This is a genomic window from Lentibacillus populi (assembly GCA_014642895.1).
GTDB classification, from domain to species: Bacteria; Bacillota; Bacilli; order Bacillales; family Amphibacillaceae; genus Lentibacillus_C; species Lentibacillus_C populi.
Genome location: BMJD01000004.1, coordinates 45038 through 70128, shown reverse-complemented (window position 1 = coordinate 70128; position 25091 = coordinate 45038). Strand labels below are relative to the sequence as shown.

The following is a 25091-nucleotide window of genomic DNA, read 5'->3' as shown; positions in this document are numbered from 1 at the left end:
ATGTTTGCCATACTTTCGGCGGGGATTGCACCAGCATTTGCATTAATGGCTTTTTTTTATTTAAAAGATCGGTTTACAGAGCCACTAAGTTTGATTCTTAAAGTTTTTCTTTATGGCGCATTGCTTGTTTTCCCAATTATGTTTATTCAATATGCGTTCCAAGCCGAGGGGATCGGCACAAGCAATGTTGTTCATTCCTTTATTTTGAGTGGACTAATCGAAGAATTTTTTAAATGGTTTATCTTTATTTATACGATTTATCATCACACCGAATTTGATGCCCATTATGATGGAATTGTATACGCTGTTGCGATTAGTCTTGGTTTTGCAACAGTAGAAAATTTATTCTATTTGCTTACAAACGGCATTAGTTATGCTTTTTCCAGGGCATTGTTTCCTGTTTCTTCCCATGCCTTATTTGGCGTTAGTATGGGCTATTATTTTGGGAAAGCCAAAATGAATCAGCATCACAGGAAACGAAATATCAGCTTGGCGTTTTGTGTTCCATTTCTTATACATGGAACGTACAATTATATTTTAAAAGCTATTACGACGGATTGGCTATTTTTACTTGTTCCATTTATGATTGTATTGTGGATTTATAGTTTACGTAAAGTGAAATTAGCTAACCGGGCAATCAAGACCCCCTTACAGCAGGAAAAACAACGTGCTTGAGCTCTCTCTCGATGATTCTCCGCAGAGGGCTTTTTTTAAACTGCTTAAAGTCTCCTGCAATCTCCTAAAATAACCTCTTCAAGATAAATGAATAAAAAGGACATTTAATCAAAAAATAGGTATCAATCATGCAAGAGTAGGAGGAAAAGGTATGACCTGTAAAAAGATGTCCCTTTTATTTATTATTATATGTTTTTTCTCAATCGGACTTCAATCATCACAAAATCCTGAAACAGTACATGCTTTTAGTAATCAGGTAATTCAGCAAGGTGCATCTGGTGATGATGTTATTGAACTTCAGGCGAGGCTGCAATATCTAGGCTTCTATAACGGAAAAATTGACGGTGTTTTCGGCTGGGGGACATATTGGGCACTACGAAATTTCCAATATGAGTTTGGAATGAAGGTTGACGGGATTGCCGGACAGACAACGAAGCAAAAACTTGTTAAAGCAAGCAAGTATGATAAGCAATACGTACATCAACAAATCCGGCAAGGAAAAGATTTTACGCATTACGGCAAGGGCGGTCAAAACAAGCAGACCAAACCAAATACAAATCAAACGAACACTGCTAATAATAATCCAACACCGACGGCAGTAAATGTACCCCAAGGTTTTTCACAAAATGATATTGATTTAATGGCGAATGCGGTACACGGAGAATCACGGGGGGAACCATATATTGGGCAGGTCGCGGTTGCTGCTGTTATTTTAAACCGGGTTGAAAGCCCAACATTCCCAAATACGGTTTCCGGTGTCATTTTTGAGCCTAGAGCGTTCACCGCTGTAGCTGATGGGCAAATATGGCTAACACCAAATGAAACGTCCAAAAAAGCTGTTCTTGATGCAATAAATGGATGGGATCCGACTGGTAATGCGCTATATTATTTTAATCCAAATACAGCTACATCTGCCTGGATTTGGTCAAGACCACAAATTAAACAAATAGGTAAACATATATTTTGCAAATAGAAAGGTGTGATAGAAATGATACGATGGATTTTAATTACCGTATTGACAATCGGACTTATAGGCGTTGGAATATGGGGATATCAGGAGCATCGTGAAAAAAATGCAATCCTTATTCAGGCGGAAAACACGTATCAACGATCATTTCATGAACTTTCCTATCATATGGATTTGTTAAATGACAAGATTGGTACAGCATTGGCGATGAACTCCAGACAAACGTTATCACCACAACTAGTCGAGATATGGCGAATTACCTCTGATGCTTTATCTGATGTCGGACAGTTGCCACTATCCTTGCTCCCGTTTAACAAAACGGAAGAATTTCTTTCTGATATTGGTGATTTCACGTACAAAGCGGCAGTCCGGGATTTGGAGAAAGAGCCTTTATCAGATAAAGAGACAAAAACATTGGAAACACTTTATAAACAATCGGGTGATATAACGAAGGAATTAAGGCAGGTACAACACGTTGTATTAGACAACAATTTACGCTGGATGGATGTCCAGCTTGCACTGGCATCTGATGAAGCACAGTCTGACAATACGATAATTGACGGGTTAAAAACGGTTGAGAAAAAAGTGGAGGGATTTCCGGAAAGCAACCTGAATGCCGCTCCAACCGGTAAATCCTCCGAAGAACATAAATACAAATTTTTAACAGGGGATAAAATTTCCAAACAAGATGCATTAAAACGAAGTAAAAATTTATTCAACGTAACAAATCAGGACAATTTAAAAATAACCGAAAGTGGTAAAGGGGCAGATATACCTATATACAGTATTTCTTATCGTAATGGGGATAAAAACGCCTATATGGATATGGCCAAACAAGGTGGGAAACCAATTTCACTAATGGTGGACCGGCCGGTAGGAGAACAAAAAATAAGCTTGAATGAAGGAATGAAAAAGGCACAGGAACACTTGAAAAAATATAACTTTGACAATATGAAGCTCTTCCAAAGCAGTCAATACGATAATATTGGTGTCTATTCTTTTCTTTACAATGATGATGGCGTCCGGGTTTATTCGGACACTGTTCAGGTAAAGGTAGGACTGGACAATGGGGATATATTAGGGTTTACGGCAAGAGAATATTATATGAACCACATGGAAAGAGATATACCCGAACCAGAAATAACGGAGAATGAAGCAACGAAAAAAGTAAATCCGGATGTAAAAATTAACGAAAAACATTTGGCGGTAATTGATAATGATGTTGGTGAAGAGGTTTTAACGTATGAATTCCTCGGTGTTCTTGGTAATGAAACCTATCGTATCTTTATTAACGCAATGGATGGCAAAGAAGAAAAGGTGGAAAAACTAGGTGGAACCGAATTAAAATATGCAGGAAATTTTTAGGGAACGGCAAATGCCTTTCCCTTTTTTGATTTTTCTGTAATAATAGGTATATAGTATGATTTTAAATCGTTTGCACGGGGGTTATTACTGTATGAAAATTGGAACATTGCTTGTTTTAGAGACAAAAGACCCGGATGAGGAAACAAACTGGGAGTTCAGATGTAAAGTTATCGAAAAAAATGAACATTACCTATTTATTGATTATCCTATTGATAATAAGACAAATAAGTCAGCTCTTATCCCGAAACATAAACCATTTACTGTAACGTATGTTGGCAGTGATCAATCCGTCTATTCATTCCCTTCTGAAATTGTTGCACAGGTAAAACTAAACGTTCCGGCACTTGCCATTCCTATGCCGGAAAAACAGCACATTAATCGAATCCAACGCAGGGAGTTTGTGAGGATTGTAGCTGCAATTGATGTGTCTGTTCACAGTTTGGAAACTTCATCCACACCATTTACGACTGTTACAAACGACATTAGTGGTGGAGGATTATCAATCGTTTTGCCTAAAGGTGTCACATTAACAGAAGGGGAAGGTCTTGACTTATGGTTTGTTTTACCCATGGAATCCGGAGATTATCAATACATAAATGCTCAATCCGAAGTAGTCCGGATGCTATTTTTAGAAAATACGGTGCAAACTGCTTCGTTAAAATTTACGGGCATAACTAAACAGAGCTGTCAGCAGATCATCCGTTTCTGCTTCGAAAGACAACGGGAATTAAGGAAAAAGGAATTACTGTAAACAGAAATTTCATATATGTTGACTAACTGATATTGCCGCTACCCGGGCACTTCCGCTTTTGCTCACATTATGTTATTATTTTTATAGTGTTTTACAATAAAATTTGGCTGTTGCCAGGTTTTTTAAGAGGATGTTCAAAAAGTCCGGTAAAAATGACACTTCGAGATAGGTGATCTTCGACTAAGTACCGACACGTCCTGTGTCAAACGTCGAAGTCACCACATCCTGTGGAAGCTCGTTGGCTTGCTTTTCCGCTCCTCATGTACTCTGGGATAAGGATCTTCTGCTAAAACCGCCCACGACAATCGCCAACAGCAGAAGTCAGTACCTCCTGTACAAGCCCGGTGCCGGGAGCTACGCCGCCTCGAACTTCGACGCACAGGACGTGCTAGTGTCGGCGTTGCAACAGGACGTTGCGACATTAGCCGACCTCGGTCCTTTTTATCCTCCTTTTTGAACACGCTCTTTAATTAGTATTACCGGGAAAATGAGGGGAATGACACCAATGGAGAAGCAAATCAAAGTAGCAATTGACGGACCAGCTGCAGCAGGGAAGAGTACTGTAGCGAAGATCGTTGCCCGTGAGCTTTCTTACATTTATATTGATACAGGTGCGATGTATCGTGCTTTAACACTTAAAGCACTGGAAGAAAACATACAATTGGATGATGAAAGGCGTCTTGCCAATTTATTAGTACATACTGAAATAGATCTCATCCAAGGAGAAGAAGGGCAAAAGGTTTTGGTTAACGGGGATGATGTCACACGAGAAATTCGCTCATTGGAGGTTACCAATCATGTTTCACATATTGCAAAACATCCAGGCATTCGGAAAGAGTTGGTGAAAAGACAGCAAAATCTGGCTGCAAAACGGGGTGTTGTTATGGATGGAAGGGATATTGGTACGCACGTACTTCCAAATGCGGAAGTGAAGATATTTCTCCTGGCAACTGTAGAAGAACGAGCAAAACGCCGATATGAAGAAAACATAAAAAAAGGCTTTACAACCAGTTTGGACGATTTAAAAAAAGAAATTGAACAACGGGACCTAATTGACTCAAAACGGGAGGCCTCCCCGTTAATTAAAGCCGCTGACGCTGTTGAAATAGATACAACAGCATTATCCATTAGTGAAGTTGCCGATCTTATTTTGCGTGAAGTTGCCAAGGCGAAAAATTGATAAAGGGTGAGGGAACATGAGCCTTTATATTTATGTCCGAAATCAGGACATTGAAGGAATACCATCAGTCTGCTTTACTTGACAAATAATTGTAACTGTTGGAAGTTAGAAAGAAGAATATTTTTGTATGGTTGTGTATCTTAAGGAGGCATTGTGATGACTGAAATGAATCAGGAACGAACTGAGGTTGCGATTGGTGATGTGGTAACCGGGACCGTTGTAAAGGTAGAAGATAAACAGGTTTTGGTTGACATCGGATATAAAACAGAAGGAATCGTACCAATTAGTGAATTATCAAACCTGCATGTTGAAACAACAGGTGATGTTGTAAAAGAAGGCGATGAAATTACACTAAAGGTTAAAAAGTTAGAAGATGATGAAGTTATTTTATCTAAACGAGCTGTTGATGCTGATGTTGCGTGGGACCACCTTGAAGCAAGCTTCCAGAACGGTGATATTTTAGAAACAGAGGTTAAAGAAGTTGTAAAAGGTGGACTAGTTGTTGATGTAGGGGTAAGAGGGTTTATCCCGGCATCACTAGTGGAAACCTATTACGTGGAAGACTTTTCAGATTATCTTCATAAGCAATTAACTGTCAAAATCGTGGATCTGGACAAAGAACAAAATCGGGTTATCTTATCCCATCGTGCCGTCATCGAGGAGGAAACAGCTTCACGAAAGCAGCAATTATTACAGTCTTTGGAAGAAGGTCAAATACTGGAAGGTACGGTTCAACGTATAACCAATTTTGGCGTTTTCGTTGACCTTGGCGGAATTGATGGGCTTGTCCATATTTCCCAGCTGGCCCATGAACATGTCAATAAAGCATCAGATGTTGTTTCAGAGGGTGAAACAATTAAAGTGGAAGTATTGGCAGTTGATCGTGATAATGAGCGAATTTCCCTGTCACGTAAAAAAACACTGCCCGGACCTTGGGAAAATATTAATGAGCGTGTCTCGAAAGGTGATGTCCTTGAAGGAACGGTAAAACGGCTTGTAACCTTTGGTGCTTTTGTTGAGGTATTACCGGGTGTCGAAGGATTGGTTCATATTTCACAAATTGCTACTCGGCACATTGGAACACCGCAGGAAGTACTGGAAGAGGGTCAAACAGTTAAAGTAAAGGTCCTGGGTGTGAACGAAGACGAAGAACGCATATCACTTAGCATTAAGGAATTGGAGCATGAGCAAGCTGCAGACAATTATAAACAATATGAAAAAGATGACGAACAATCCAGCTTCCAGCTCGGTGATGTTATTGGTCATAAACTTGATAAGTATAAAGATAATTAAGGAAGAAGTTCCTCCAATAATGGAGGAACTTCTTTGTTTAGGATAGCTTTCCATTAGCTATAATGCTAATGGTGGTGAGTTTATTGACTAATGGGTTGTTGTTTTTATGGTTTGCTTGGATGTTGTGGATAATCGTTACATTTTTTATGAAAAAGGGAACAAAAAGAACCTATTTTGCTTGTATCATCCTGTTATTAATCAACTGTTCCAATACTACGTTGAAAATCGGCGACTATCATGTTTTGCTCTCGTTTATCGTCCTTTTGGCTGGATTATTATTTTTTCATTCGGTTGCTCAATCGTTTTATTTGCTGTTTTCTTCGTTTACGATCTGTTTAGGCTATACAGCTATTTTATTTTGGGAGCAAATTACGCCAATATGGATGTTTTTGCCCCGGGTTATCCTAATTCCGCTTACCCTTACTATCATCATTACGATCTTGACAAAACAATTTGAAAAAAGATTGGCAATTGGGTTAATTGGTATCACATGCGGAGAGATATACCATAGCTTTATTTTGACAAGCTATACGATACAGGAGGTCATCGGGGATAAGGCGTTTTTCGATATGATTTTAACATTCATTATGCTGCAAACGATTCTCGAAATACTGCATAAGGGAAAACTGGCAATATATACGTTTTCCCAAAACATTGGGCAACCATTACAGCCTGTTAAAAACAAAACACGCAAAACAATGAATGGGTAACGTGATTGTACAGATACGGAAAAATATTGTTATAATCAGCTTCTTTTGCTAGAATTAAAAAAGCTGCAGCAGCTAACCGGAAATTACCTGCCGCAGAAGAAAGTGTAGAAAGGATGTTCCTTTCATGAGGAAATCTGTAGTTGCAATTGTAGGAAGGCCAAATGTTGGAAAATCAACTATTTTCAACCGTTTAGTTGGTGAAAGAATATCGATAGTAGAAGATATCCCAGGTATTACAAGGGATCGAATCTATGCTGAAGGAGAATGGTTGACATCAACATTTAATATCATTGACACTGGCGGAATTGAGATTGGTGATGAACCGCTGCTGTTAAAAATGCGTCAGCAGGCTGAGGTTGCCATTGATGAGGCAGACGTGATCATTTTTTTAGTTAATGGGCGGGAAGGGATAACTGCTGCCGATGAAGAGGTAGCCAAGCTATTATTTAAATCCAATAAACCGGTCGTACTTGCTGTAAACAAAATTGACAATCCGGAAATGCGGGAGAAGATTTACGAGTTTTATTCCCTGGGGTTTGGGGAGCCATACCCTATTTCTGGTACACATGGACTTGGACTGGGCGACTTATTGGATGCGGTTGTCGATCTATTTCCGGAACAAGAATCAGCTGAAGCGGAAGAAGACACGATTTATTTCAGCTTAATCGGCAGGCCAAACGTCGGAAAATCCTCATTAGTTAACGCCATTTTGAACGAAGAACGTGTCATAGTAAGTGAAATCGAAGGAACGACACGAGATGCAATCGATACAAAATTACGTAAAGACAAGCAGGATTATGTCATTATTGATACTGCAGGGATGCGGAAACGTGGAAAGGTCTATGAAACGACTGAGAAATATAGTGTACTAAGGGCGTTAAAAGCTATCGAACGGTCTGATGTTGTTTTGGTACTAATTGATGCAGAAACAGGTATTCGTGAGCAGGACAAAAAAATTGCCGGCTATGCCCATGATGCAGGTCGAGCTATTGTAATCGTTGTTAACAAATGGGATACTGTGGTGGCAAACGAAAAAGCAATGAAGGAATTTGAAACGAAGATTAGAGCCCATTTTCAATTTCTGGATTATGCTCCCATCGTATTTCTCTCGGCAAAAACGAAAAAGCGTTTACACACATTGCTGCCTGCAATTGATTTGGCAAGCGAAAATCATGCGAAACGAGTACCAACAAATGTGTTAAATGATGTGATCATGGACGCACTGGCAATGAACCCGACGCCAACCATTAAAGGACGGCGGCTGAAGATCCTTTACACAACTCAGGTAGCAGCTAAACCACCCAGTTTTGTCGTTTTTGTTAATGATCCGGAATTAATGCATTTTTCGTACAAACGTTTTTTGGAAAATAAAATTAGAGATGCATTTGGCTTTGTTGGTACACCGATAAAAATTTTTGCTAGGAAAAGGCAATAGGAGGAGAGTTATTTTGGCAAAAGTCGCAGTATTAGGTGCTGGCAGCTGGGGAACTGCATTAAGTATTGTACTGGCGGATAACGGGCACGATGTGCGATTGTGGACCCACCGCAAAGAACAGGCTGAGGCAATCAATAGTACCCATAAAAATGAAAAATATCTGGAAATTATGATCCCGGAAAAGATTAACGCATATGATGATTTAGCAAGGGCAATTCAGGGTGTTTCAGCAATTGTCCTGGTTGTTCCAACAAAAGCAATACGTGACGTATGTGCTAGGCTGGACACAATTCTTGAGGAGAAAATAACACTGATTCATGCGTCTAAAGGGATTGAGCCTGAATCGTTAAAGCGGGTATCGGAAATGATTGCTGAAGAAATGGAAAAATATGCGTATGAAGATATCGTTGTACTATCCGGTCCAAGTCATGCGGAAGAGGTCGGTAAACGGCAGCCCACAACGGTGACCGTTTCATCATTAAATGAGAAAAATGCCAAAATTACCCAGGATTTATTTATTAACGAGTTCTTCCGCGTATATACCAGTCCAGATGTTATCGGCGTTGAACTTGGCGGCGCACTAAAAAATATCATCGCGCTTGGTGCGGGAATTTCTGATGGGCTAGGATATGGCGATAACGCCAAGGCAGCGCTGATAACCAGAGGTTTGGCGGAAATTGCCCGGCTTGGGACATCACTCGGGGCTAACCCACTTACCTTCTTGGGATTACCGGGCGTAGGTGACTTGATCGTAACCTGTACAAGTGTCCACAGCAGAAATTGGCGTGCCGGGAATCTGTTAGGCAAGGGAAATAAGCTTGATCAAGTGCTGGATCAAATGGGTATGGTTGTTGAAGGTGTCAGAACGACAAGGGCAGCACACCAATTTGCCGCCAAACAGGAGATTGAAATGCCGATAACGAATGGTATTTATAAAATATTGTTTGAAGAAGCAAAACCAAAAGATGTTGTTGACCAATTAATGAACCGGACTAAACGGGAGGAAATGGATGATCTCGCCGTATTGCTGAGTAATCGATATGCTTAATAATCCGTTTTTGAACATCCTCTTTGTAATGTTTACGGGTCTTTTGCACACTCACTTTCACCGCCTCTTTGCATATAATATGATGAATTAACATTGCAAGGAGGCGAGCAAGTGAGCAATTTTCAAAAGAATCTATTCGATAAAATAAACCAAAAAGCAAATATTGATCCAAACGAAGTATATAAGGTAGCTGATTCGGTAAAAAATGCAGATTTTTCGGATGAAAAAACAGTCAGAAATCTGGTGCGAAGGTTGGCGAAAATGGCGAATAAACCATTGTCAAAAGAAAAAGAAAATAAAATTGTACAATCCATTACAAAGAATAAAATGCCAGCAGATATGCAATCGTTAAATCAATTATTCAAAAAATAACGTGAACTGGGCAAGTGAGGATACAAAGACAGAAAAACTTGCATAAAATAAATCGCACAAGCATTCATGGATAGAGGTGTTGTGGGTATTATTTAGTCAATCTGAGATGAAGTCAGCCCCCTTCATCTCAGGAATCTTTTAAAATCAATCCATATTTGTGGAGAACCTTTAATGCGTTAATTGTATTAAAGGTCTTTTCGTGCTATGGATAGTGACTCTATGGTATAATACGTTGTCAGGATATAAAAAGCGTTTTGCATTTTAGGAGTGAGTACATGTCAGTAGGCTTGATAAAAATGTGGATATCCTTTGCTGGTATCATCCTGCTTTTCATGGCAATCGGTCTGATCCTTTTAAGCAGGTACAAGCTAAGAGGCTTTTTTGCTGGAGTCGTATCGGTATTAGCCTATCTTTGTTTCATTTTAGGTAGTATTATTATATTTTATATTGTCTTTAGCGGGCCGACCTGATAGAGGGCTTAGGAGGATATGTCAATGAAGTATACATATATACGTGCATTTGGTGTTTTGTTCGCGGTAAGCCTTTTTTTAAGTGGCTGTTTATACCCGGATAACGAGCTTGCAAAAAACCAGGTGCCAAATGAAGATCAGTTGGAATTAGTCCAAAAATCTGTAAATGAATATCGTGAAAAAACAAACGGTTTAGTTCCAATCAAAACAAAAGAGCAGGACACACCGATTTTTCAAAAATATCTGGTTGATTTCACTGCTTTGAAGGAAAAGCATCTTTTAACCGAAATACCTGGGAATGCATATGAAAATGGCGGTGTTTACCAATACACACTAATAACACCAGAGGATAATCCCCGGGTCAAATTGATCGATTTACGCATAACTGAAACCATCCGGAAGGTAAGTGTACAATTGGACATTTACCGTAATGAACATTTATATCCTCCATACGGGGATCAAATTGCGAATGGGATATATAAATTGAACTATAAAAAGTTAGGTTTTGACAGTGAGCCAGTTGTTGAAAGCCCGTACTCGCAAAAAAACCTGCCGATTATCATGGATACAGAAGGAAAAATATATGTTGATTACCGGATGGATTTATATGAAGCCTTAACCGAGGGTAAACATGATTATAAGGAAGGAGACGATATCCGGTATCTATTGGCGGAAAACACGCCGTTCGTACCTGTATACTCCCTTCCATATACAGTACATGACGGAGAGCCTGTTTTTTTACATGTTAATAAATAAGCATATATATTCCCTTGTAACATATATTGTTGCAAGGGAATTTATTTGTTACCGTTTATTATTGCTGAATGAATCACGATGAGGTGTGTTTCAAAACTCCATGATCTCGGTCCTTTCTTATTACAAAACAATCCAAGCGTGTGGACGTAATATTATTTTACGCTTTTACACACTTTTAAGTCATATTTTGATAGGACAACATCATAGACTTGTAATGTCAATTATTCGTAGTTTGTTCATTAGTAAATGGTAATGGAGATCGGGAGGGGATCGTTTGGAAAGAGTTGATATTTTTAAAGATATTTCGAAACGGACGAATGGAGATATTTACTTAGGCATCGTTGGAGCAGTTCGAACAGGCAAATCAACCTTTATTAAAAAGTTTATGGAACTGGTTGTTTTGCCGGATATTGAAGATGAAAGTGACCGCAGCCGGGCGCTCGATGAATTGCCGCAAAGTGCTGCCGGGAAAACCATCATGACGACTGAGCCCAAATTTGTACCAAATAAGGCTGTGTCTGTTCATGTTGACGAAGGACTGGACGTAAACGTTAGACTGGTAGATTGTGTAGGATATGCAGTCGAAGGGGCGAAAGGGTTTGAAGATGAAAATGGGCCGCGAATGATTCACACTCCATGGTATGAGGAGCCAATCCCATTCCATGATGCTGCCGAAATAGGAACAAGAAAAGTAATTCAGGAACATTCTACGATAGGCGTTGTCGTTACCACAGATGGAACAATTGGTGAAATCCCTCGCAGTGATTATGTGAACGCTGAGGCAAAGGTAGTAGATGAATTAAAAGAAGTAGGAAAACCGTTCATCATGGTTGTGAACTCGGTCAGGCCATCCAGTCAGGAGACGGAGCTGCTGCGTCAGGAACTGGCGGAGAAGTATGATATTCCAGTACTGGCAATGAGTATTGAATCGATGACGGAGCATGATGTTCATAACGTATTACGTGAAGCCTTATATGAATTCCCGGTATTGGAGGTCAATGTAAATCTTCCTAGCTGGGTTATGGTATTAAGAGAAAATCATTGGCTCAGAGAGAATTACCAGGATGCAATCCAAACAACAGTCAAGGACATTAAACGATTAAGAGACGTTGATAACATAGTAGGACACTTTACAGATTACGACTATATTGACCGGGCAAATATTGCTGGAATGGAAATGGGCGATGGCGTTGCCGAAATAGACTTGCATGCGCCTGACCATTTATATGATCAGATCTTAAAAGAAATTGTTGGCGAGGAAATCCGCGGGAAGGATCACTTGCTCGAATTAATGCAGGACTTCGCACATGCAAAACGTGAATATGATCAAGTCTCGGGAGCACTGCAAATGGTGAAGCAGACCGGATACGGGATTGCCGCACCGAGCCTGGAAGATATGGTGCTGGATGAACCCGAAATTATTCGTCAAGGATCCAGGTTTGGTGTTCGGCTAAAGGCAGTTGCGCCTTCCATACACATGATTAAGGTCGAGGTAGAATCAGAGTTCTCCCCGATCATTGGAACCGAAAAACAAAGTGAGGAACTTGTAAGATATTTGATGCAGGACTTTGAAGAGGATCCGTTATCCATCTGGGAATCGGACATCTTCGGCCGCTCGCTCAGTTCAATTGTACGAGAAGGCATCCAGGCCAAAATCGCCATGATGCCGGAAAATGCCCGATATAAATTAAAAGACACACTGGAACGGATTATTAATGAAGGTTCAGGAGGATTAATCGCAATCATTTTATAGCAGCAATAGAGCTGCTATTTTTTTTTGGTTTTTAAACACGTACTTAAGAACCACATTTTTAAAATCTTTTTTTATAAAACAGCAGGAAATACTGAATTTACGTCGTATAGATATAATAGAACGAAATCCAGTTGGATAAGGAGGGATCACTATAAATTGGTAAAAAGCTGAAATAATTGCGACAAAATCCTGGTATTGGCCAAAAAATGCGGTTTTAATGTTGAATTTTGTTGCAAACTCAGTTATTATAAGCTTTGTCATCATGAAAAAGATGACATTAGAGTATAAAAGAAGGCAAATTGGTTAACAAATGAAACAAGAATTATTTATTTGTACCAATGTCGATTGAAACTTTGGGAGGAGGTGAATGTCATGAATAAAACAGACTTAGTCAATGCGGTTGCTGAAAAAAGCGAACTATCGAAGAAGGATGCTACAAAAGCTGTTGACGCAGTTTTTGAATCTGTCATGGATTCACTTAAAAAAGGTGAAAAAGTACAGTTGATTGGATTCGGGAACTTTGAAGTACGGGAGCGTTCAGCCCGTAAAGGCCGTAATCCGCAAACTGGTGAGGAAATCGAAATTCCAGCAAGTAAAGTTCCTGCATTTAAACCGGGAAAAGCCCTAAAAGATACAGTAAAATAATCGAACTACATAGGGCGGAAAAAGAGTGCGTTCAAGCGCACTCTTTTTCTATTTTCGCGTGAATTATAATAATGTATAAAATGATAACGGAGCATACATCATCCTGGTTAGCCTCGGAGCGCCTTCCTGCGGTTTTACTTCTTTGTATTCTTCCAGTATAGTATTGTATGATGTAGAAGGAATAGGGAGGGTTTGTATGGATAATGCAAAAACTGATTTTTTTGTTATAAAGGCATTGGAAGATGGCGTTAACGTAATCGGATTGACAAGAGGGTCGGACACACGGTTTCATCATGCAGAAAAGCTTGACAAAGATGAGGTTATGATTGCACAATTTACGGAGCATACATCGGCTGTCAAGATTCGCGGCAAGGCTATCATCCAAACAAGTCATGGTCAACTTGACAACAAGTAGCAATTCGTTGTTCCGCAACTTTTCACCAATTGTAGTCGATAACGATCCCGCCATCAGCCTAATATTCGAAAAAAGGAAGGAAAACTTTTACTGATGAAGTTTCACCTTATGAATTGCCTGGGAATTATGCTATAATGTCTGATGGAAAGTTCAATAGATGCAGGAGATAGACTCGGGGAATCATGGAGAAAGGGCTTAGGTGATGACATTTGAACACAACAGGTATGGAATTTGCACATATAAAAGAATTGATTAAGGATAAAATTCAACATACATATCTAGACAAATACATTAAAAAGCCCATTATTGATGAAGAGAAGCTATTTGTTCTATTATCGGTCATGAACCATACCACACTAACCGAATCCAAAAAAAGGGATTATATTATTACCACCATGCTCGTTCAGATTGCACTGGATACCCATGATTTAGTAGTAAAAACATCGAACTCTGATGAGGGAAAACAACAAAAACAAGAAAAACAATTAACCGTTTTGGCCGGTGACTACTATAGCGGTCTCTATTATGCACTGCTTGCGGAGGCTGGTGACTTTGACATGATTCATGTACTTGCATCCGCAATCAAAGAAATTAATGAATATAAAATGAAACTATATTACCTGGAAGCAGAATCCCTGGAAGTTTTTCTGCAAATAGTCCGGAAAGTAGAATCATTATTATTTGTACATACAGCGAAGTTCGTAAAGGAGGTTGCTGTAAAAAATTTGATAGAGGAATGGCTGTTAGTAAACAGGTTAATCCATGAAAAACAGCAATTTTATGTTAAGGGCTATTCCCCGTTATTGGATATCTGGTCTCATCAAAACGATTCAGAAGGTTATGCAGCACTTATAAAAAACGTTGATTCAATAATAAATAAATTATTAGGAACAATAGAAAAATCTGCCATGGAGCTTCCGGATTATTATCGTGATTTAAAAATGCATATCATAAACAGGATTAATGGGGATCCCACTATGGACACAATACATGTGGAAGAAGGGTAAATGATGCAACAGTCGAAAGAAGCACGCGTTCATCACGTTTTTGAAAAAATATCTAACAATTACGATACCATGAATTCTATCATTTCCTTTCAAAGGCATAAGGCGTGGCGAAAGGATGTCATGAATCAAATGGAAGTTAACAGGGGAGCGCATGCACTTGATGTTTGCTGTGGAACTGGTGACTGGTCAATTTCGCTTGCGAAAAAGGTTGGACAGGAGGGTAGTGTTATCGGGCTTGACTTTAGTGAAAACATGCTCACAGTTGCTAGGGAAAAGCAGAAGCATACATTCCCGATGAAACAGCTTAGCTTTGTGCACGGAAATGCAATGGATTTACCTTTTGAAGATAATTCCTTTGATTATGTAACAATTGGGTTTGGATTACGTAACGTTCCTGATTATATGACTGTTTTAAAGGAAATGTACCGTGTGGTTAAGCCGCATGGTAAAGTCGTATGCCTGGAAACATCCCAGCCAACGATGTTTGGCTTCAGACAGGCCTATTATTTTTATTTCCGTTTTATCATGCCATTCTTTGGCAGGCTTTTTGCGAGGAGCTATAAGGAATACGCATGGCTTCACGAATCCGCTAAAGGCTTTCCCGGAAAAAAACAGCTGAAGCAGATGTTTGAACATGCAGGGTTTTCCCATGTCCAGGTAAAAAGCTATACTGGCGGTGTAGCAGCTATGCATATGGGGTATAAACAGGCGACAAAACAATAGTACGAAACATTAAAGGTGACATGCATGAAAATAGCTAAAACTTACGGATATTTAAAAAAAGATTTGGATTGTATTGAAGTAGCGTTGAGCAACGTTATTCAGGCTGAACATCCCGTTTTAAGAAATGCAGCTACACAATTGCTCAAGGCTGGCGGTAAAAGAATTCGCCCTGTATTTGTCCTGCTATCCGGTCAGTTTGGTAACTATGATCTCGAGCGGATGAAGACAGTTGCTGTTTCACTGGAATTAATTCATATGGCAACACTTGTCCATGATGATGTTATCGATGATGCAGAATTACGGAGAGGCAAGCCAACAATCAGACAACTGTACGATAATCGTGTTGCCATGTATGCCGGTGATTACATATTGGCAAGGTCATTAGAAAGTATTACGATGTTAAGAAAACCAAAAGCACATCATGTTTTATCAAAGACAATTGTCGAAGTGTGCATCGGGGAAATTGAACAAATTAAGGACAAATATGATTGGAATCAGCACCTGCGGGATTACTTGCGCAGAATTAAACGAAAAACAGCATTATTGATCGCAACAAGCTGCAAATTAGGAGCAATCGCTGCGGATGTACCAGAAGCACTTGCGGATAAATTGTATAAGTACGGCTATTACATTGGCATGTCTTATCAAATAATTGACGATATATTTGACTTTACGGCATCAGCTTCAGAACTTGGCAAGCCAGTCGGGAATGATTTATTACAGGGTAACATTACCTTGCCCGTACTGCTTGCCATGAAAGACAGGGAATTCTGCAGATTATTGAAAAATGCCTTTAGCAATCCGGATATACTTTCAGAAACACATATGCATGACTTATTGGCTAAATTGAAGGAAACGGACGCCATTCAGTGTTCCTATGAGCTAAGTGATCATTATTTGGAAAAGGCATTAAAAATTGTTGAACAGCTGCCGAACAATAAAGCAAAGCATATGTTAAAGGATATTGCAAAATATATCGGGAAAAGGCGTTCCTGATAACGTTGTCATTTTTGCCGGAATTTGTTACTATTTTAGAGGCTGTCCAAAAAGTTACCAAATGCCAAGCATCTGACGCTATAGTTGGCAGCTTTTTGCCCACGCATTATTTACGGGCTGAATTAACTATACATACTTGAAGAGGTGGAAAAATGGAGAAAACATTTTTAATGGTAAAACCGGATGGTGTTCAACGTAATCTAATCGGGGAGATTGTGAAACGATTTGAACAAAAGGGATTTCAGCTGGCTGGTGCCAAGTTAATGAACATTTCAAATGATTTAGCTGAAAATCATTATGGCGAACACAAGGAACGCCCTTTCTTTGGTGAATTGGTAAGTTTTATAACTTCCGGTCCTGTTTTTGCAATGGTTTGGGAAGGAGAAAATGTTATTGCGACAGCACGCGAAATGATGGGTAAAACAAATCCTTCAGAAGCTGCACCAGGAACCATTCGCGGTGACTTTGGTGTTACGGTTGGCAAAAATGTTATCCACGGATCAGATTCACCAGAAAGTGCTGAACGGGAAATTGGCCTGTTTTTTAACGAAAGTGATGTTTTATCCTATTCAAAACAGGATAGCGCTTGGGTATACTAAGTCAAAAACCTCCGTCATGGACGGGGGTTTTCCTATAAGAGGATGTTCAAAAAGTCACCAAATGATAAGCGGCGACTTTTTGAACACGCACTATAAAAGGAGTAAAGTATAAATGGATGAGGAATACCTGTACTTTGTTTCGCAGATGAAGCAAAAGCTTGGGATTGATATAGCACTATACAAGGAAACACAAATGAAACGACGCCTTACATCACTCCGAAACAAACGCGGTTATCAAGACTTTAAACAGTATTTACAAGCACTTAATAAGGATGAACAGTTATTGCAGGAATTTGTTGACCGATTAACGATTAATGTTTCCGAATTTTATCGAAATCCGAAGCGGTGGGATATTCTTCAGAAAAAGATTATTCCGGTGTTTCGAAAAGAAAAGCAAACATTATCCATCTGGAGTGCAGCTTGTTCAACAGGCGAAGAACCATATAGTATTGCTTTAATGGCTAGCGAACATTTCCCGGATCTGCATGTGCAAATCTTTGCAACAGATATCGATGAATTGGTACTGGAAAAGGCGGAACAAGGCGTATACACAGAGCAGGCATTAAAGGATTTGCCAGGCAATTTAAAGAAAAAATATTTTAAAGAGAGTCATGGATTATATTCTATTGATAAACAATTGAAACGATATGTGACATTTAAAAAACATAATTTGCTAGCGGATCGTTACCCGCAAAATATGGATCTGATCGTCTGTCGAAACGTTTTAATTTATTTTACTGATCAGGCAAAGGAGATCATCTATCGTAAATTCAGTGATGCGTTAGTTGAAAAAGGGGTGCTGTTCGTTGGCAGTACGGAACAAATTTTTAGCCCGCAGAAATACGGTTTAACGTTAATGGAGACATTTTTTTATCAAAAGGTATAATACGAATACTCTTGCAGTCATATCAAGAGTATTTTTTATGAGATTTACGAGGCTTAATGTTGAAGTTATATTTAATACGAAAAACGTTGCATAAATAAAAAATTAGTCTTATAATTAGAAATTATTATTTACTTCACTTTAAAAATTTTTCATTAAAATAATGTCACATTAGGGATGTGATATGGTATAGTAATACAAAATTGCTTGGATGGAGGATGTTACGTGCGCTACTTAACTGCAGGAGAATCACATGGAAAACAATTAACGACAATCATCGAAGGTATTCCTTCCAACATGCCATTAGTAAAAGAGGATATTAATGCTTCCTTGCTGCGCAGACAAAAAGGACATGGCCGTGGTAAACGTATGCAAATTGAAAAGGATCTGGCAGACATTACGAGTGGTGTCCGTCATGGGTATACGTTAGGTTCGCCGATAGCTTTAGTAATACATAATGATGATTTTAAACACTGGACAGACATAATGGGGGATGACCCGATTGCAGATGATCAAAAAATCAGACGTGCTGTATCAAGGCCACGACCAGGCCATGCTGATCTGAATGGGGCATTGAAATATGGACACAGGGATATGCGCAATGTCCTGGAGCGCTCGTCAGCCAGAGAAACGGCTGCACGTGTTGCTGCAGGAGCCGTTGCCAAAACACTATTAAAACAGCTCGGGATTGAGGTCGTTGGCTATGTGAAGGAAATAGCTGGGATCAGAGCCAAGGATAATCCTTCCCTAACTATGAAAGAACGATTTGACATGCAGGAAGCTTCACCTGTACGTACACTTGACAAAACGGTGGAGAAGCAAATGATGGAGGCAATTGACCAGGCCAAAAAGGATGGCGATTCTATTGGCGGGGTTTGTGAGGTCTACGTGGAGGGAATGCCTGCCGGTGTCGGATCATATGTTCATTATGATCGTAAGCTTGATGGTAGAATTGCTGGAAGTGTGGCAAGTATAAACGCCTTTAAAGGGGTCGAGTTTGGGATCGGGTTTGAAGCTGCCCGAAAAAACGGGAGCGAGGTACATGATGAAATTGCCTGGAATGAACTAGGTGGCTATTATCGTAAAACGAATCGTCTTGGTGGTTTTGAAGGCGGTATGACGACAGGAATGCCGATTGTCGTCAGAGGAGTAATGAAGCCAATTCCGACATTGTATAAGCCGTTACAAAGCGTTGATATTGAGACAAAAGAACCGTTTCATGCAAGTATTGAGCGGTCGGATTCCTGTGCCGTACCAGCTGCATCGGTCGTAATGGAGCATGTTGTAGCCTTTGAGTTGGCCCGAACCCTTTTAGAGCAATTTCCAAACGATCAATTTTCCAAACTGCAAAAGGCTGTGGCGGATTATCGTGAAGAAATAAGGTGTTTCTAGTGGAAAAACTGTTTGTGCAAACAAGTACACATCCTTATTTTATCTATACAGAAGAAGATATTCGCTTTTCTATTACCGAATTACTACCGAAAAATTATTCATCATATTTCATCATTACCGATGATGTGGTTGCCAAGTTATATTTGGATGATTGCTTGCAAAATTTCTCACAAGATCAGCAAGTTGCTCATTCGATTATTCCGCATGGGGAACAAACGAAAAGTGTAGATACGTACTACCAATTACTTACCGATGCCTTATCATACGGACTGGATAGACAATCCTTGATTATTGCATTGGGTGGTGGCGTTGTTGGTGATATTGCTGGTTTTGTTGCAGCTACTTTTATGCGCGGGGTGGATTATATCCAGATGCCGACAACGATTCTTGCCCATGATAGTAGTGTTGGCGGGAAGGTAGCAATCAATCATGAATTAGGGAAAAATTTGATTGGCAGTTTTTATCCGCCAAAAGCAGTTATTTATGATACTGCAACATTAACGACGCTGGCAGCCCGTGAAGTACGTTCAGGCTATGCCGAATTAATGAAAGAGGCATTAATTAGAGATGAATCCTTTTTTCATGATTTGTTAGGAACAAGCCTTGCTGCATTAACGAACGATCAGCTTGTCAGCCATTTGCAAAGTGGAATGGCAATTAAAGCGGAAATTGTCGAAGCAGATGAAAGAGAATCAGGTATAAGAAAACACCTAAACCTCGGTCATACATTGGGCCATGCGCTAGAAGCCGAATTAGGGTATGGCAAACTGACACACGGGGAAGCAGTGGCAATTGGCATGTTATTTGCATTAAGGGTAAGCGAGAAGTTATTTTCTATTAATCTGCCATATGATGAATTATATAATTGGCTCGAACAAAACCATTATCCCTTAACACTGAAGCGCCTGAATCCGGATCTATTGCTAAGAAAAATGAAATCGGATAAAAAATCAGTCCATAACAAGGTTCATATGGTATTGGTAAAACAAATCGGCCAGATACAGGATGTCGAGGTCCCTGATCAGGATCTTGCATTATTGCTGGATACTTTTTTAAGGGAGCTGGTGATTGAATGATACGTGGAGTAAGAGGAGCCACAACGGTTCAAGAGAATGATGAACTTGAAATTTTGGAAAATACAAAAGAGCTGATCGAAGAAATGATCAATCGAAACAACATTGATGCTGAGTCGATCTCACACGTTTTTATATCCGTAACAAATGATTTAAATGCCGCCTTTCCAGCTAAATCACTCAGGCAAATACCAGGCTTTGTTTATGTGCCTGTTATGTGTATGAAGGAAATTGATGTTCCCGGCAGTCTCGCCCGATGCATCAGAGTGATGATGGTGACAAACACAACCATTCACCAGCAAAACGTCCAACATGTTTTTCATCACGAGGCTAAACAATTAAGGCCTGACTTAGAACAAAGGCGTAAGCGCCCGTTTTAGCGGCGTATGAACTGGACTGAGCCGTAGGAGATAAAGGAAACATGCCCCTTCATAGGGGTATGCCGACGTTGGGCGCAAAGCCCGTACTTAGTCGGCCATCCTTCTTACCCGAACCGATGTTGACTTATCGTACGGAGGCGGGTGTTGTTCACTAGTCGCTGGGCGCTGGAGCCGGACGCGGCCTACTTTGACCCAAGCTGAAATAATGCCTATAAGTTTATACATTCTTTACTTAATACGAAAGGCAGGTAACGATACGGATGAACGGTAAACATATATTAAATGAAATGGCACCGTATAAACAAGGAAAGCAAATGGAAGAGGTCAAAGCTGAATTTGGACTAACAAAAATTGTAAAATTAGCTTCGAATGAAAATCCATTCGGTTTTTCCGATAAACTAAACAAGGAATTACCCCACATGCTCGGTCAATTGGAACTTTATCCGGATGGGCATGCCACGGAGCTGCGAAAAAAATTGGCAGCAACATTAGCTGTCTATGAGGATCAGCTTGTTTTCGGAAGTGGATCAGACGAACTTATCCAGATTATCTGCCGGACATTTTTGTATCCTGGTGTAAACACCGTGATGGCAACACCAACCTTCCCGCAATATAAACATCATTCACTGGTCGAAGGAGCAGATGTGAAGGAAGTTCCAACCGTAAATGGGTATCATGATCTTGCTAAGATGCTTGAGGCAATCAATGAACAAACAAGGATCGTATGGCTATGCTCGCCGAACAATCCGACCGGCAGTTTAATTCCAAAAAACGATTTTTACATGTTTATGGATCGTTGTCCGCGGGATGTTCTTGTTATTCTTGATGAAGCCTATTATGAATATGTCGATCCTGAACTTAAATATAATGCAATTGACGGTATAAATGAATACCCGAATCTATTCGTGCTGCGGACATTTTCAAAAGCATACGGACTAGCGGGATTGCGTGTTGGCTATGGAATCGGAAACGAAAGTCTGACAGCCAAGCTGAATATTGTCAGGGGACCATTTAATACATCATCCCTTGCTCAAAAGGCTGCCACGCTCGCCGTTCGGGATCAGGAGTTTATAAGGGAAACGGCTGAAAAGAACCGGATAATAAAAAAGGAATTTCAACAATTTTTAGATGAGCAAGGTCTGTCATATGACGATTCGCAGACAAATTTTTTGTTAGTCAAGCTTCCCGTATCAGGAAATGAACTGTTTGATTACTTGCTTACACGCGGGTTTATCGTCAGACCTGGTGAAGCGATAGGCTGCCCGAATGCCGCCCGGATAACGATTGGTAATCAACAGGATATGAAAGAGCTGCAAGCAATACTAAAAGAATTTTTACATTGAGGGGATTTAATGGCAAAACAAAGAGTACTAGTTATTGGGCTTGGACTAATCGGCGGTTCCCTGGCGAAAGTAATTGCACAATCGAATAATTGTCATATCATTGGCTATGATACAGATGACAAAACGATTGAATTTGCCTGTATGAATGGAATAATCGATGAAGCTTGTACATCTATTACCGATGCGGTAAAACAAGTTGATGTTGTCATCCTGGGGACACCTATTTCTGAGACAATAACGATTATGCAGCAAATAGACGCTGTTTCGCTTGATCATCCAATTATCATGACGGATGTTTGTTCAGTGAAAAGCTCAATCATGATGGCTGCAAGGCAATTAACGAATGACAAGATCATTTTTATCGGCGGGCACCCGATGGCAGGGTCACATAAAAAAGGGATTATGGCTGCCAAGGTTCATTTGTTTGAAAATGCCATATATGTATTAACCCCGCTGGTTAATAGTACCAATACCCATGTCGAAAAGCTTAAAAATCTATTAAAAGCGACAAAAAGTAATTTTATTATGTTGAATCCAAATGAACATGATGAAATGACTGGAGTAATATCCCATTTTCCGCATTTGATTGCGTCATCACTCGTTCACCAGGCGAAAAAATGGGAACACACGCATACGTTTATTCCAAAGCTTGCTGCCGGAGGATTTCGTGATATTACTAGAATAGCATCCAGTAATCCGGAAATGTGGCAGGATATTTTTTATCATAACCGTAATAAAATGTCCAAGTTATTAGGTGAATGGATAACAGAAATGACGGAACTGAAACTGCTGCTCGAACAAAATGAAACGAAGCAAATGGTCAGCTATTTGCAGCAGGCAAAGGAATATCGGGATGGCCTTGGGAAGGAAGATAAAGGGGCCATTCCATCCTTTCATGATCTGTATGTTGATATTCCAGATCAGTCTGGCGCCATTGCATCTGTTGTCCAAACCCTTGCGGCAAAAAGTATCAGTATCAAGAATATTGAGATATTAGAAATAAGAGATAGTATGACCGGTGTCTTACGGCTTAGTTTTCCAACCGAAACAGGCCGTCTGGATGGTTGCCGCATTTTACAGAAAAAGGGATATGATGTCATCATTGATGAATAAACGGAAGACAGAACATTTACGATTGATAAAAGAAGGAAGTGTTGGATGAATGGGTGTCAAAGAACTAGAACCAAGTCACAAACCTTTATCAGGTGTAGTGGAAGTGCCTGGTGATAAATCGATTTCACATCGTTCAGTAATTTTCGGAGCAATCTCAAGCGGAGTGACGACCGTCCGTAATTTCCTCGATGGTGAAGACTGTCTCAGGACCGTTGCGATATTTCAAGCGCTTGGTGTGACAATCGAAAAAACCAATACAACGCTTATCATCCGTGGAAGAGGGATGGATTCCTTAAGCGAGCCGGTTGAGCCGTTATATTTTGGTAACTCTGGTACAACCGCCCGGCTCATGATTGGACTCCTATCCGGATTACCATTTTTTACAACTGTCTATGGGGATCCTTCACTGACAAAAAGGCCAATGGATCGGGTACTAATACCGGCAAAACAGATGGGGACTGTATTTGACGGACGTGAAAACGGTAATTACCTGCCGTTAGCAATTAGAGGAGGAAGACTGAAAGGAATAAGCTATACACTTCCTGTTAAAAGTGCGCAGGTAAAATCAGCAGTATTGTTAGCAGGACTGTTAGCTGAAGGAACAACGGAAGTTATCGAACAAACGAGGACAAGAGACCATACGGAGAATATGCTGCAAGCTTTCGGGGCAGATGTTAAGCAGCATGGTGGTGTCATTTCCATCACTGGCAACCAGAAATTGCAAGCAACCGATATTTACGTACCTGGCGATATATCTTCTGCTTCCTTCTTTTTTGCTGCAGCCTCGATTGTACCAGGAAGTGAATTGACAATAAAAAATGTTGGGCTTAATGAAACACGGACAGGCATATTGGATGTTTTGCAGCGAATGGGTGGAGCGGTAGAAATTCGTAACGAACAAATTACTGGTGGGGAAACAATTGGTGATGTTACCATTGCCTATAGTAAATTAAATAGCATCATTATTGAAGGGGACCTTATTCCGCGGTTAATTGACGAGATTCCGATTATTGCTTTATTGGCAACACAGGCTGAGGGAACGACTATTATCCGTGATGCCGAGGAATTACGGTATAAGGAGACAGACCGGATTGCGGCTGTTATGGAAGTGTTAAGCCTCCTCGGGGCTGATATCGAAGCAACGAAGGATGGTATGGTCATTCATGGTAAAACAACATTACATGGGGGAAATGTACGCTCGTTTCATGACCATCGAATTGCCATGATGGCGGCGATCGCCTCACTGATCGCAACAGACCATGTAATTTTGGACGATGACTCCAGTATTGCGGTTTCCTACCCCGGTTTTTTTACCGATTTGGAAAAAGCTTTACATCGTTAACAAAGGCGCAAGCGCCCGTTTAGGGATGTATGGACTGGACTGAGCCGTAGGAGATAAAGGAAACATGCCCCTGCAAAAGGGGTATGCCGATGTTGGGCGCAAAGCCCGTACTTAGTCGGCCTTCCTCCTTATGCGAACCGATGTTGACTTATCGTACGGAGGCGAGGGAAGTCCACTAGTCGCTGGGCGCTGGAGCCGGACGTAGCCTACTCTGCTGAGAGCAGAATAAAGCCTAAATTTATATACTTTTCTTATCTTATAAGAAAGAATCCGCTTATGTGGATTCTTTTTCAATCTATGATAAAATTTATGTGACAGGCGTGTTCAAACAACTGCTAAATTTGGAAGTGAGTCAACTTCGGAATGCACCACTTACCGTTTGGCAACTTTTTGACCATCCTCTTT

General features: G+C 40.2%; 26 protein-coding genes. All 26 read left to right on the top strand.

The window, feature by feature from the left end:
* Entirely contained in the window at positions 1-675 is a 675-nt protein-coding gene (gene prsW, locus IEX12_RS04420; protein ID WP_088050482.1) for a glutamic-type intramembrane protease PrsW, read from the top strand.
* A gap of 151 nt (positions 676-826) precedes the next feature.
* Positions 827-1648 carry a spore cortex-lytic enzyme gene (gene sleB / locus IEX12_RS04415; RefSeq protein WP_088050481.1) on the top strand — a complete coding sequence of 274 codons (822 nt, stop codon included), beginning with the start codon at positions 827-829 and terminating at the stop codon, positions 1646-1648.
* 15 nt (positions 1649-1663) lie between these two features.
* The gene (gene ypeB / locus IEX12_RS04410; protein ID WP_155554703.1) at positions 1664-3007 is read left to right on the top strand and encodes a germination protein YpeB; all 1344 of its coding nucleotides are present in this window, start codon (positions 1664-1666) and stop codon (positions 3005-3007) included.
* A 91-nt stretch (positions 3008-3098) separates the two neighbouring features.
* Complete coding sequence (locus IEX12_RS04405) at positions 3099-3758, top strand: flagellar brake protein (RefSeq protein ID WP_188724732.1); 660 nt, start codon at positions 3099-3101, stop codon at positions 3756-3758.
* A 505-nt stretch (positions 3759-4263) separates the two neighbouring features.
* A complete protein-coding gene (gene cmk, locus IEX12_RS04400; protein ID WP_155554705.1) occupies positions 4264-4938 on the top strand; it encodes a (d)CMP kinase in 675 nt (224 codons plus the stop codon).
* 156 nt (positions 4939-5094) lie between these two features.
* Positions 5095-6231, top strand: a complete 1137-nt coding sequence (gene rpsA, locus IEX12_RS04395) for a 30S ribosomal protein S1 (RefSeq protein ID WP_155554706.1) — start codon at positions 5095-5097, stop codon at positions 6229-6231.
* Between the two features lie 83 nt (positions 6232-6314).
* On the top strand, positions 6315-6941 hold the full coding sequence (locus tag IEX12_RS04390) for a YphA family membrane protein (protein ID WP_155554707.1): 627 nt from the start codon (positions 6315-6317) through the stop codon (positions 6939-6941).
* 124 nt (positions 6942-7065) lie between these two features.
* Positions 7066-8376, top strand: coding sequence for a ribosome biogenesis GTPase Der (gene der / locus IEX12_RS04385; RefSeq protein WP_155554708.1), 1311 nt, complete (start codon positions 7066-7068; stop codon positions 8374-8376).
* A gap of 13 nt (positions 8377-8389) precedes the next feature.
* Entirely contained in the window at positions 8390-9424 is a 1035-nt protein-coding gene (locus IEX12_RS04380; RefSeq protein ID WP_102415155.1) for an NAD(P)H-dependent glycerol-3-phosphate dehydrogenase, read from the top strand.
* A 111-nt stretch (positions 9425-9535) separates the two neighbouring features.
* Positions 9536-9796, top strand: a complete 261-nt coding sequence (locus IEX12_RS04375) for a stage VI sporulation protein F (RefSeq protein WP_088050472.1) — start codon at positions 9536-9538, stop codon at positions 9794-9796.
* Between the two features lie 275 nt (positions 9797-10071).
* Entirely contained in the window at positions 10072-10266 is a 195-nt protein-coding gene (locus tag IEX12_RS04370; protein ID WP_088050471.1) for a DUF2768 domain-containing protein, read from the top strand.
* Between the two features lie 24 nt (positions 10267-10290).
* Positions 10291-11022, top strand: a complete 732-nt coding sequence (locus IEX12_RS04365) for a YphF family lipoprotein (protein ID WP_088050470.1) — start codon at positions 10291-10293, stop codon at positions 11020-11022.
* A 274-nt stretch (positions 11023-11296) separates the two neighbouring features.
* Complete coding sequence (gene spoIVA, locus IEX12_RS04360) at positions 11297-12775, top strand: stage IV sporulation protein A (RefSeq protein WP_088050469.1); 1479 nt, start codon at positions 11297-11299, stop codon at positions 12773-12775.
* Between the two features lie 372 nt (positions 12776-13147).
* Complete coding sequence (gene hbs, locus IEX12_RS04355) at positions 13148-13420, top strand: non-specific DNA-binding protein Hbs (protein WP_088050467.1); 273 nt, start codon at positions 13148-13150, stop codon at positions 13418-13420.
* Positions 13421-13616: 196 nt separating this feature from the next.
* Positions 13617-13835 (top strand): trp RNA-binding attenuation protein MtrB, encoded by a 219-nt coding sequence (mtrB, locus tag IEX12_RS04350; protein WP_088050466.1) that lies wholly within the window; start codon positions 13617-13619, stop codon positions 13833-13835.
* 209 nt (positions 13836-14044) lie between these two features.
* Positions 14045-14842 carry a heptaprenyl diphosphate synthase component 1 gene (locus IEX12_RS04345; protein WP_088050465.1) on the top strand — a complete coding sequence of 266 codons (798 nt, stop codon included), beginning with the start codon at positions 14045-14047 and terminating at the stop codon, positions 14840-14842.
* A 3-nt stretch (positions 14843-14845) separates the two neighbouring features.
* Complete coding sequence (locus IEX12_RS04340) at positions 14846-15565, top strand: demethylmenaquinone methyltransferase (protein WP_123057243.1); 720 nt, start codon at positions 14846-14848, stop codon at positions 15563-15565.
* 24 nt (positions 15566-15589) lie between these two features.
* Entirely contained in the window at positions 15590-16561 is a 972-nt protein-coding gene (gene hepT / locus IEX12_RS04335; protein WP_102415156.1) for a heptaprenyl diphosphate synthase component II, read from the top strand.
* A 152-nt stretch (positions 16562-16713) separates the two neighbouring features.
* Entirely contained in the window at positions 16714-17160 is a 447-nt protein-coding gene (gene ndk / locus IEX12_RS04330) for a nucleoside-diphosphate kinase (RefSeq protein WP_088050462.1), read from the top strand.
* 112 nt (positions 17161-17272) lie between these two features.
* Entirely contained in the window at positions 17273-18046 is a 774-nt protein-coding gene (locus IEX12_RS04325; protein WP_102415157.1) for a CheR family methyltransferase, read from the top strand.
* A gap of 222 nt (positions 18047-18268) precedes the next feature.
* A complete protein-coding gene (aroC, locus tag IEX12_RS04320) occupies positions 18269-19435 on the top strand; it encodes a chorismate synthase (RefSeq protein WP_188724731.1) in 1167 nt (388 codons plus the stop codon).
* Positions 19435-20511, top strand: coding sequence for a 3-dehydroquinate synthase (aroB, locus tag IEX12_RS04315; RefSeq protein WP_188724730.1), 1077 nt, complete (start codon positions 19435-19437; stop codon positions 20509-20511). The genes aroC and aroB overlap by 1 nt, the downstream gene beginning before the upstream one ends.
* A complete protein-coding gene (aroH, locus tag IEX12_RS04310; protein ID WP_102415158.1) occupies positions 20508-20888 on the top strand; it encodes a chorismate mutase in 381 nt (126 codons plus the stop codon). Before aroB ends, aroH begins: the two co-directional genes overlap by 4 nt.
* A 260-nt stretch (positions 20889-21148) precedes the next feature.
* The gene (gene hisC / locus IEX12_RS04305) at positions 21149-22231 is read left to right on the top strand and encodes a histidinol-phosphate transaminase (protein ID WP_155554710.1); all 1083 of its coding nucleotides are present in this window, start codon (positions 21149-21151) and stop codon (positions 22229-22231) included.
* A 9-nt stretch (positions 22232-22240) separates the two neighbouring features.
* Complete coding sequence (locus tag IEX12_RS04300; protein WP_088050456.1) at positions 22241-23344, top strand: prephenate dehydrogenase; 1104 nt, start codon at positions 22241-22243, stop codon at positions 23342-23344.
* Between the two features lie 49 nt (positions 23345-23393).
* Complete coding sequence (gene aroA, locus IEX12_RS04295) at positions 23394-24686, top strand: 3-phosphoshikimate 1-carboxyvinyltransferase (RefSeq protein ID WP_155554711.1); 1293 nt, start codon at positions 23394-23396, stop codon at positions 24684-24686.
* Positions 24687-25091: the final 405 nt, after the last annotated feature.

Bases quoted from the DNA above. Each gene is read 5' to 3' on its own strand.
- prsW (WP_088050482.1), top strand. From the start codon at position 1: ATGTTTGCCATACTTTCGGCGGGGATTGCACCAGCATTTGCATTAATG.
- sleB (WP_088050481.1), top strand. From the start codon at position 827: ATGACCTGTAAAAAGATGTCCCTTTTATTTATTATTATATGTTTTTTC.
- ypeB (WP_155554703.1), top strand. From the start codon at position 1,664: ATGATACGATGGATTTTAATTACCGTATTGACAATCGGACTTATAGGC.
- IEX12_RS04405 (WP_188724732.1), top strand. From the start codon at position 3,099: ATGAAAATTGGAACATTGCTTGTTTTAGAGACAAAAGACCCGGATGAG.
- cmk (WP_155554705.1), top strand. From the start codon at position 4,264: ATGGAGAAGCAAATCAAAGTAGCAATTGACGGACCAGCTGCAGCAGGG.
- rpsA (WP_155554706.1), top strand. From the start codon at position 5,095: ATGACTGAAATGAATCAGGAACGAACTGAGGTTGCGATTGGTGATGTG.
- der (WP_155554708.1), top strand. From the start codon at position 7,066: ATGAGGAAATCTGTAGTTGCAATTGTAGGAAGGCCAAATGTTGGAAAA.
- IEX12_RS04370 (WP_088050471.1), top strand. From the start codon at position 10,072: ATGTCAGTAGGCTTGATAAAAATGTGGATATCCTTTGCTGGTATCATC.
- IEX12_RS04365 (WP_088050470.1), top strand. From the start codon at position 10,291: ATGAAGTATACATATATACGTGCATTTGGTGTTTTGTTCGCGGTAAGC.
- hbs (WP_088050467.1), top strand. From the start codon at position 13,148: ATGAATAAAACAGACTTAGTCAATGCGGTTGCTGAAAAAAGCGAACTA.
- mtrB (WP_088050466.1), top strand. From the start codon at position 13,617: ATGGATAATGCAAAAACTGATTTTTTTGTTATAAAGGCATTGGAAGAT.
- IEX12_RS04340 (WP_123057243.1), top strand. From the start codon at position 14,846: ATGCAACAGTCGAAAGAAGCACGCGTTCATCACGTTTTTGAAAAAATA.
- hepT (WP_102415156.1), top strand. From the start codon at position 15,590: ATGAAAATAGCTAAAACTTACGGATATTTAAAAAAAGATTTGGATTGT.
- ndk (WP_088050462.1), top strand. From the start codon at position 16,714: ATGGAGAAAACATTTTTAATGGTAAAACCGGATGGTGTTCAACGTAAT.
- IEX12_RS04325 (WP_102415157.1), top strand. From the start codon at position 17,273: ATGGATGAGGAATACCTGTACTTTGTTTCGCAGATGAAGCAAAAGCTT.
- aroH (WP_102415158.1), top strand. From the start codon at position 20,508: ATGATACGTGGAGTAAGAGGAGCCACAACGGTTCAAGAGAATGATGAA.
- hisC (WP_155554710.1), top strand. From the start codon at position 21,149: ATGAACGGTAAACATATATTAAATGAAATGGCACCGTATAAACAAGGA.
- IEX12_RS04300 (WP_088050456.1), top strand. From the start codon at position 22,241: ATGGCAAAACAAAGAGTACTAGTTATTGGGCTTGGACTAATCGGCGGT.
- aroA (WP_155554711.1), top strand. From the start codon at position 23,394: ATGGGTGTCAAAGAACTAGAACCAAGTCACAAACCTTTATCAGGTGTA.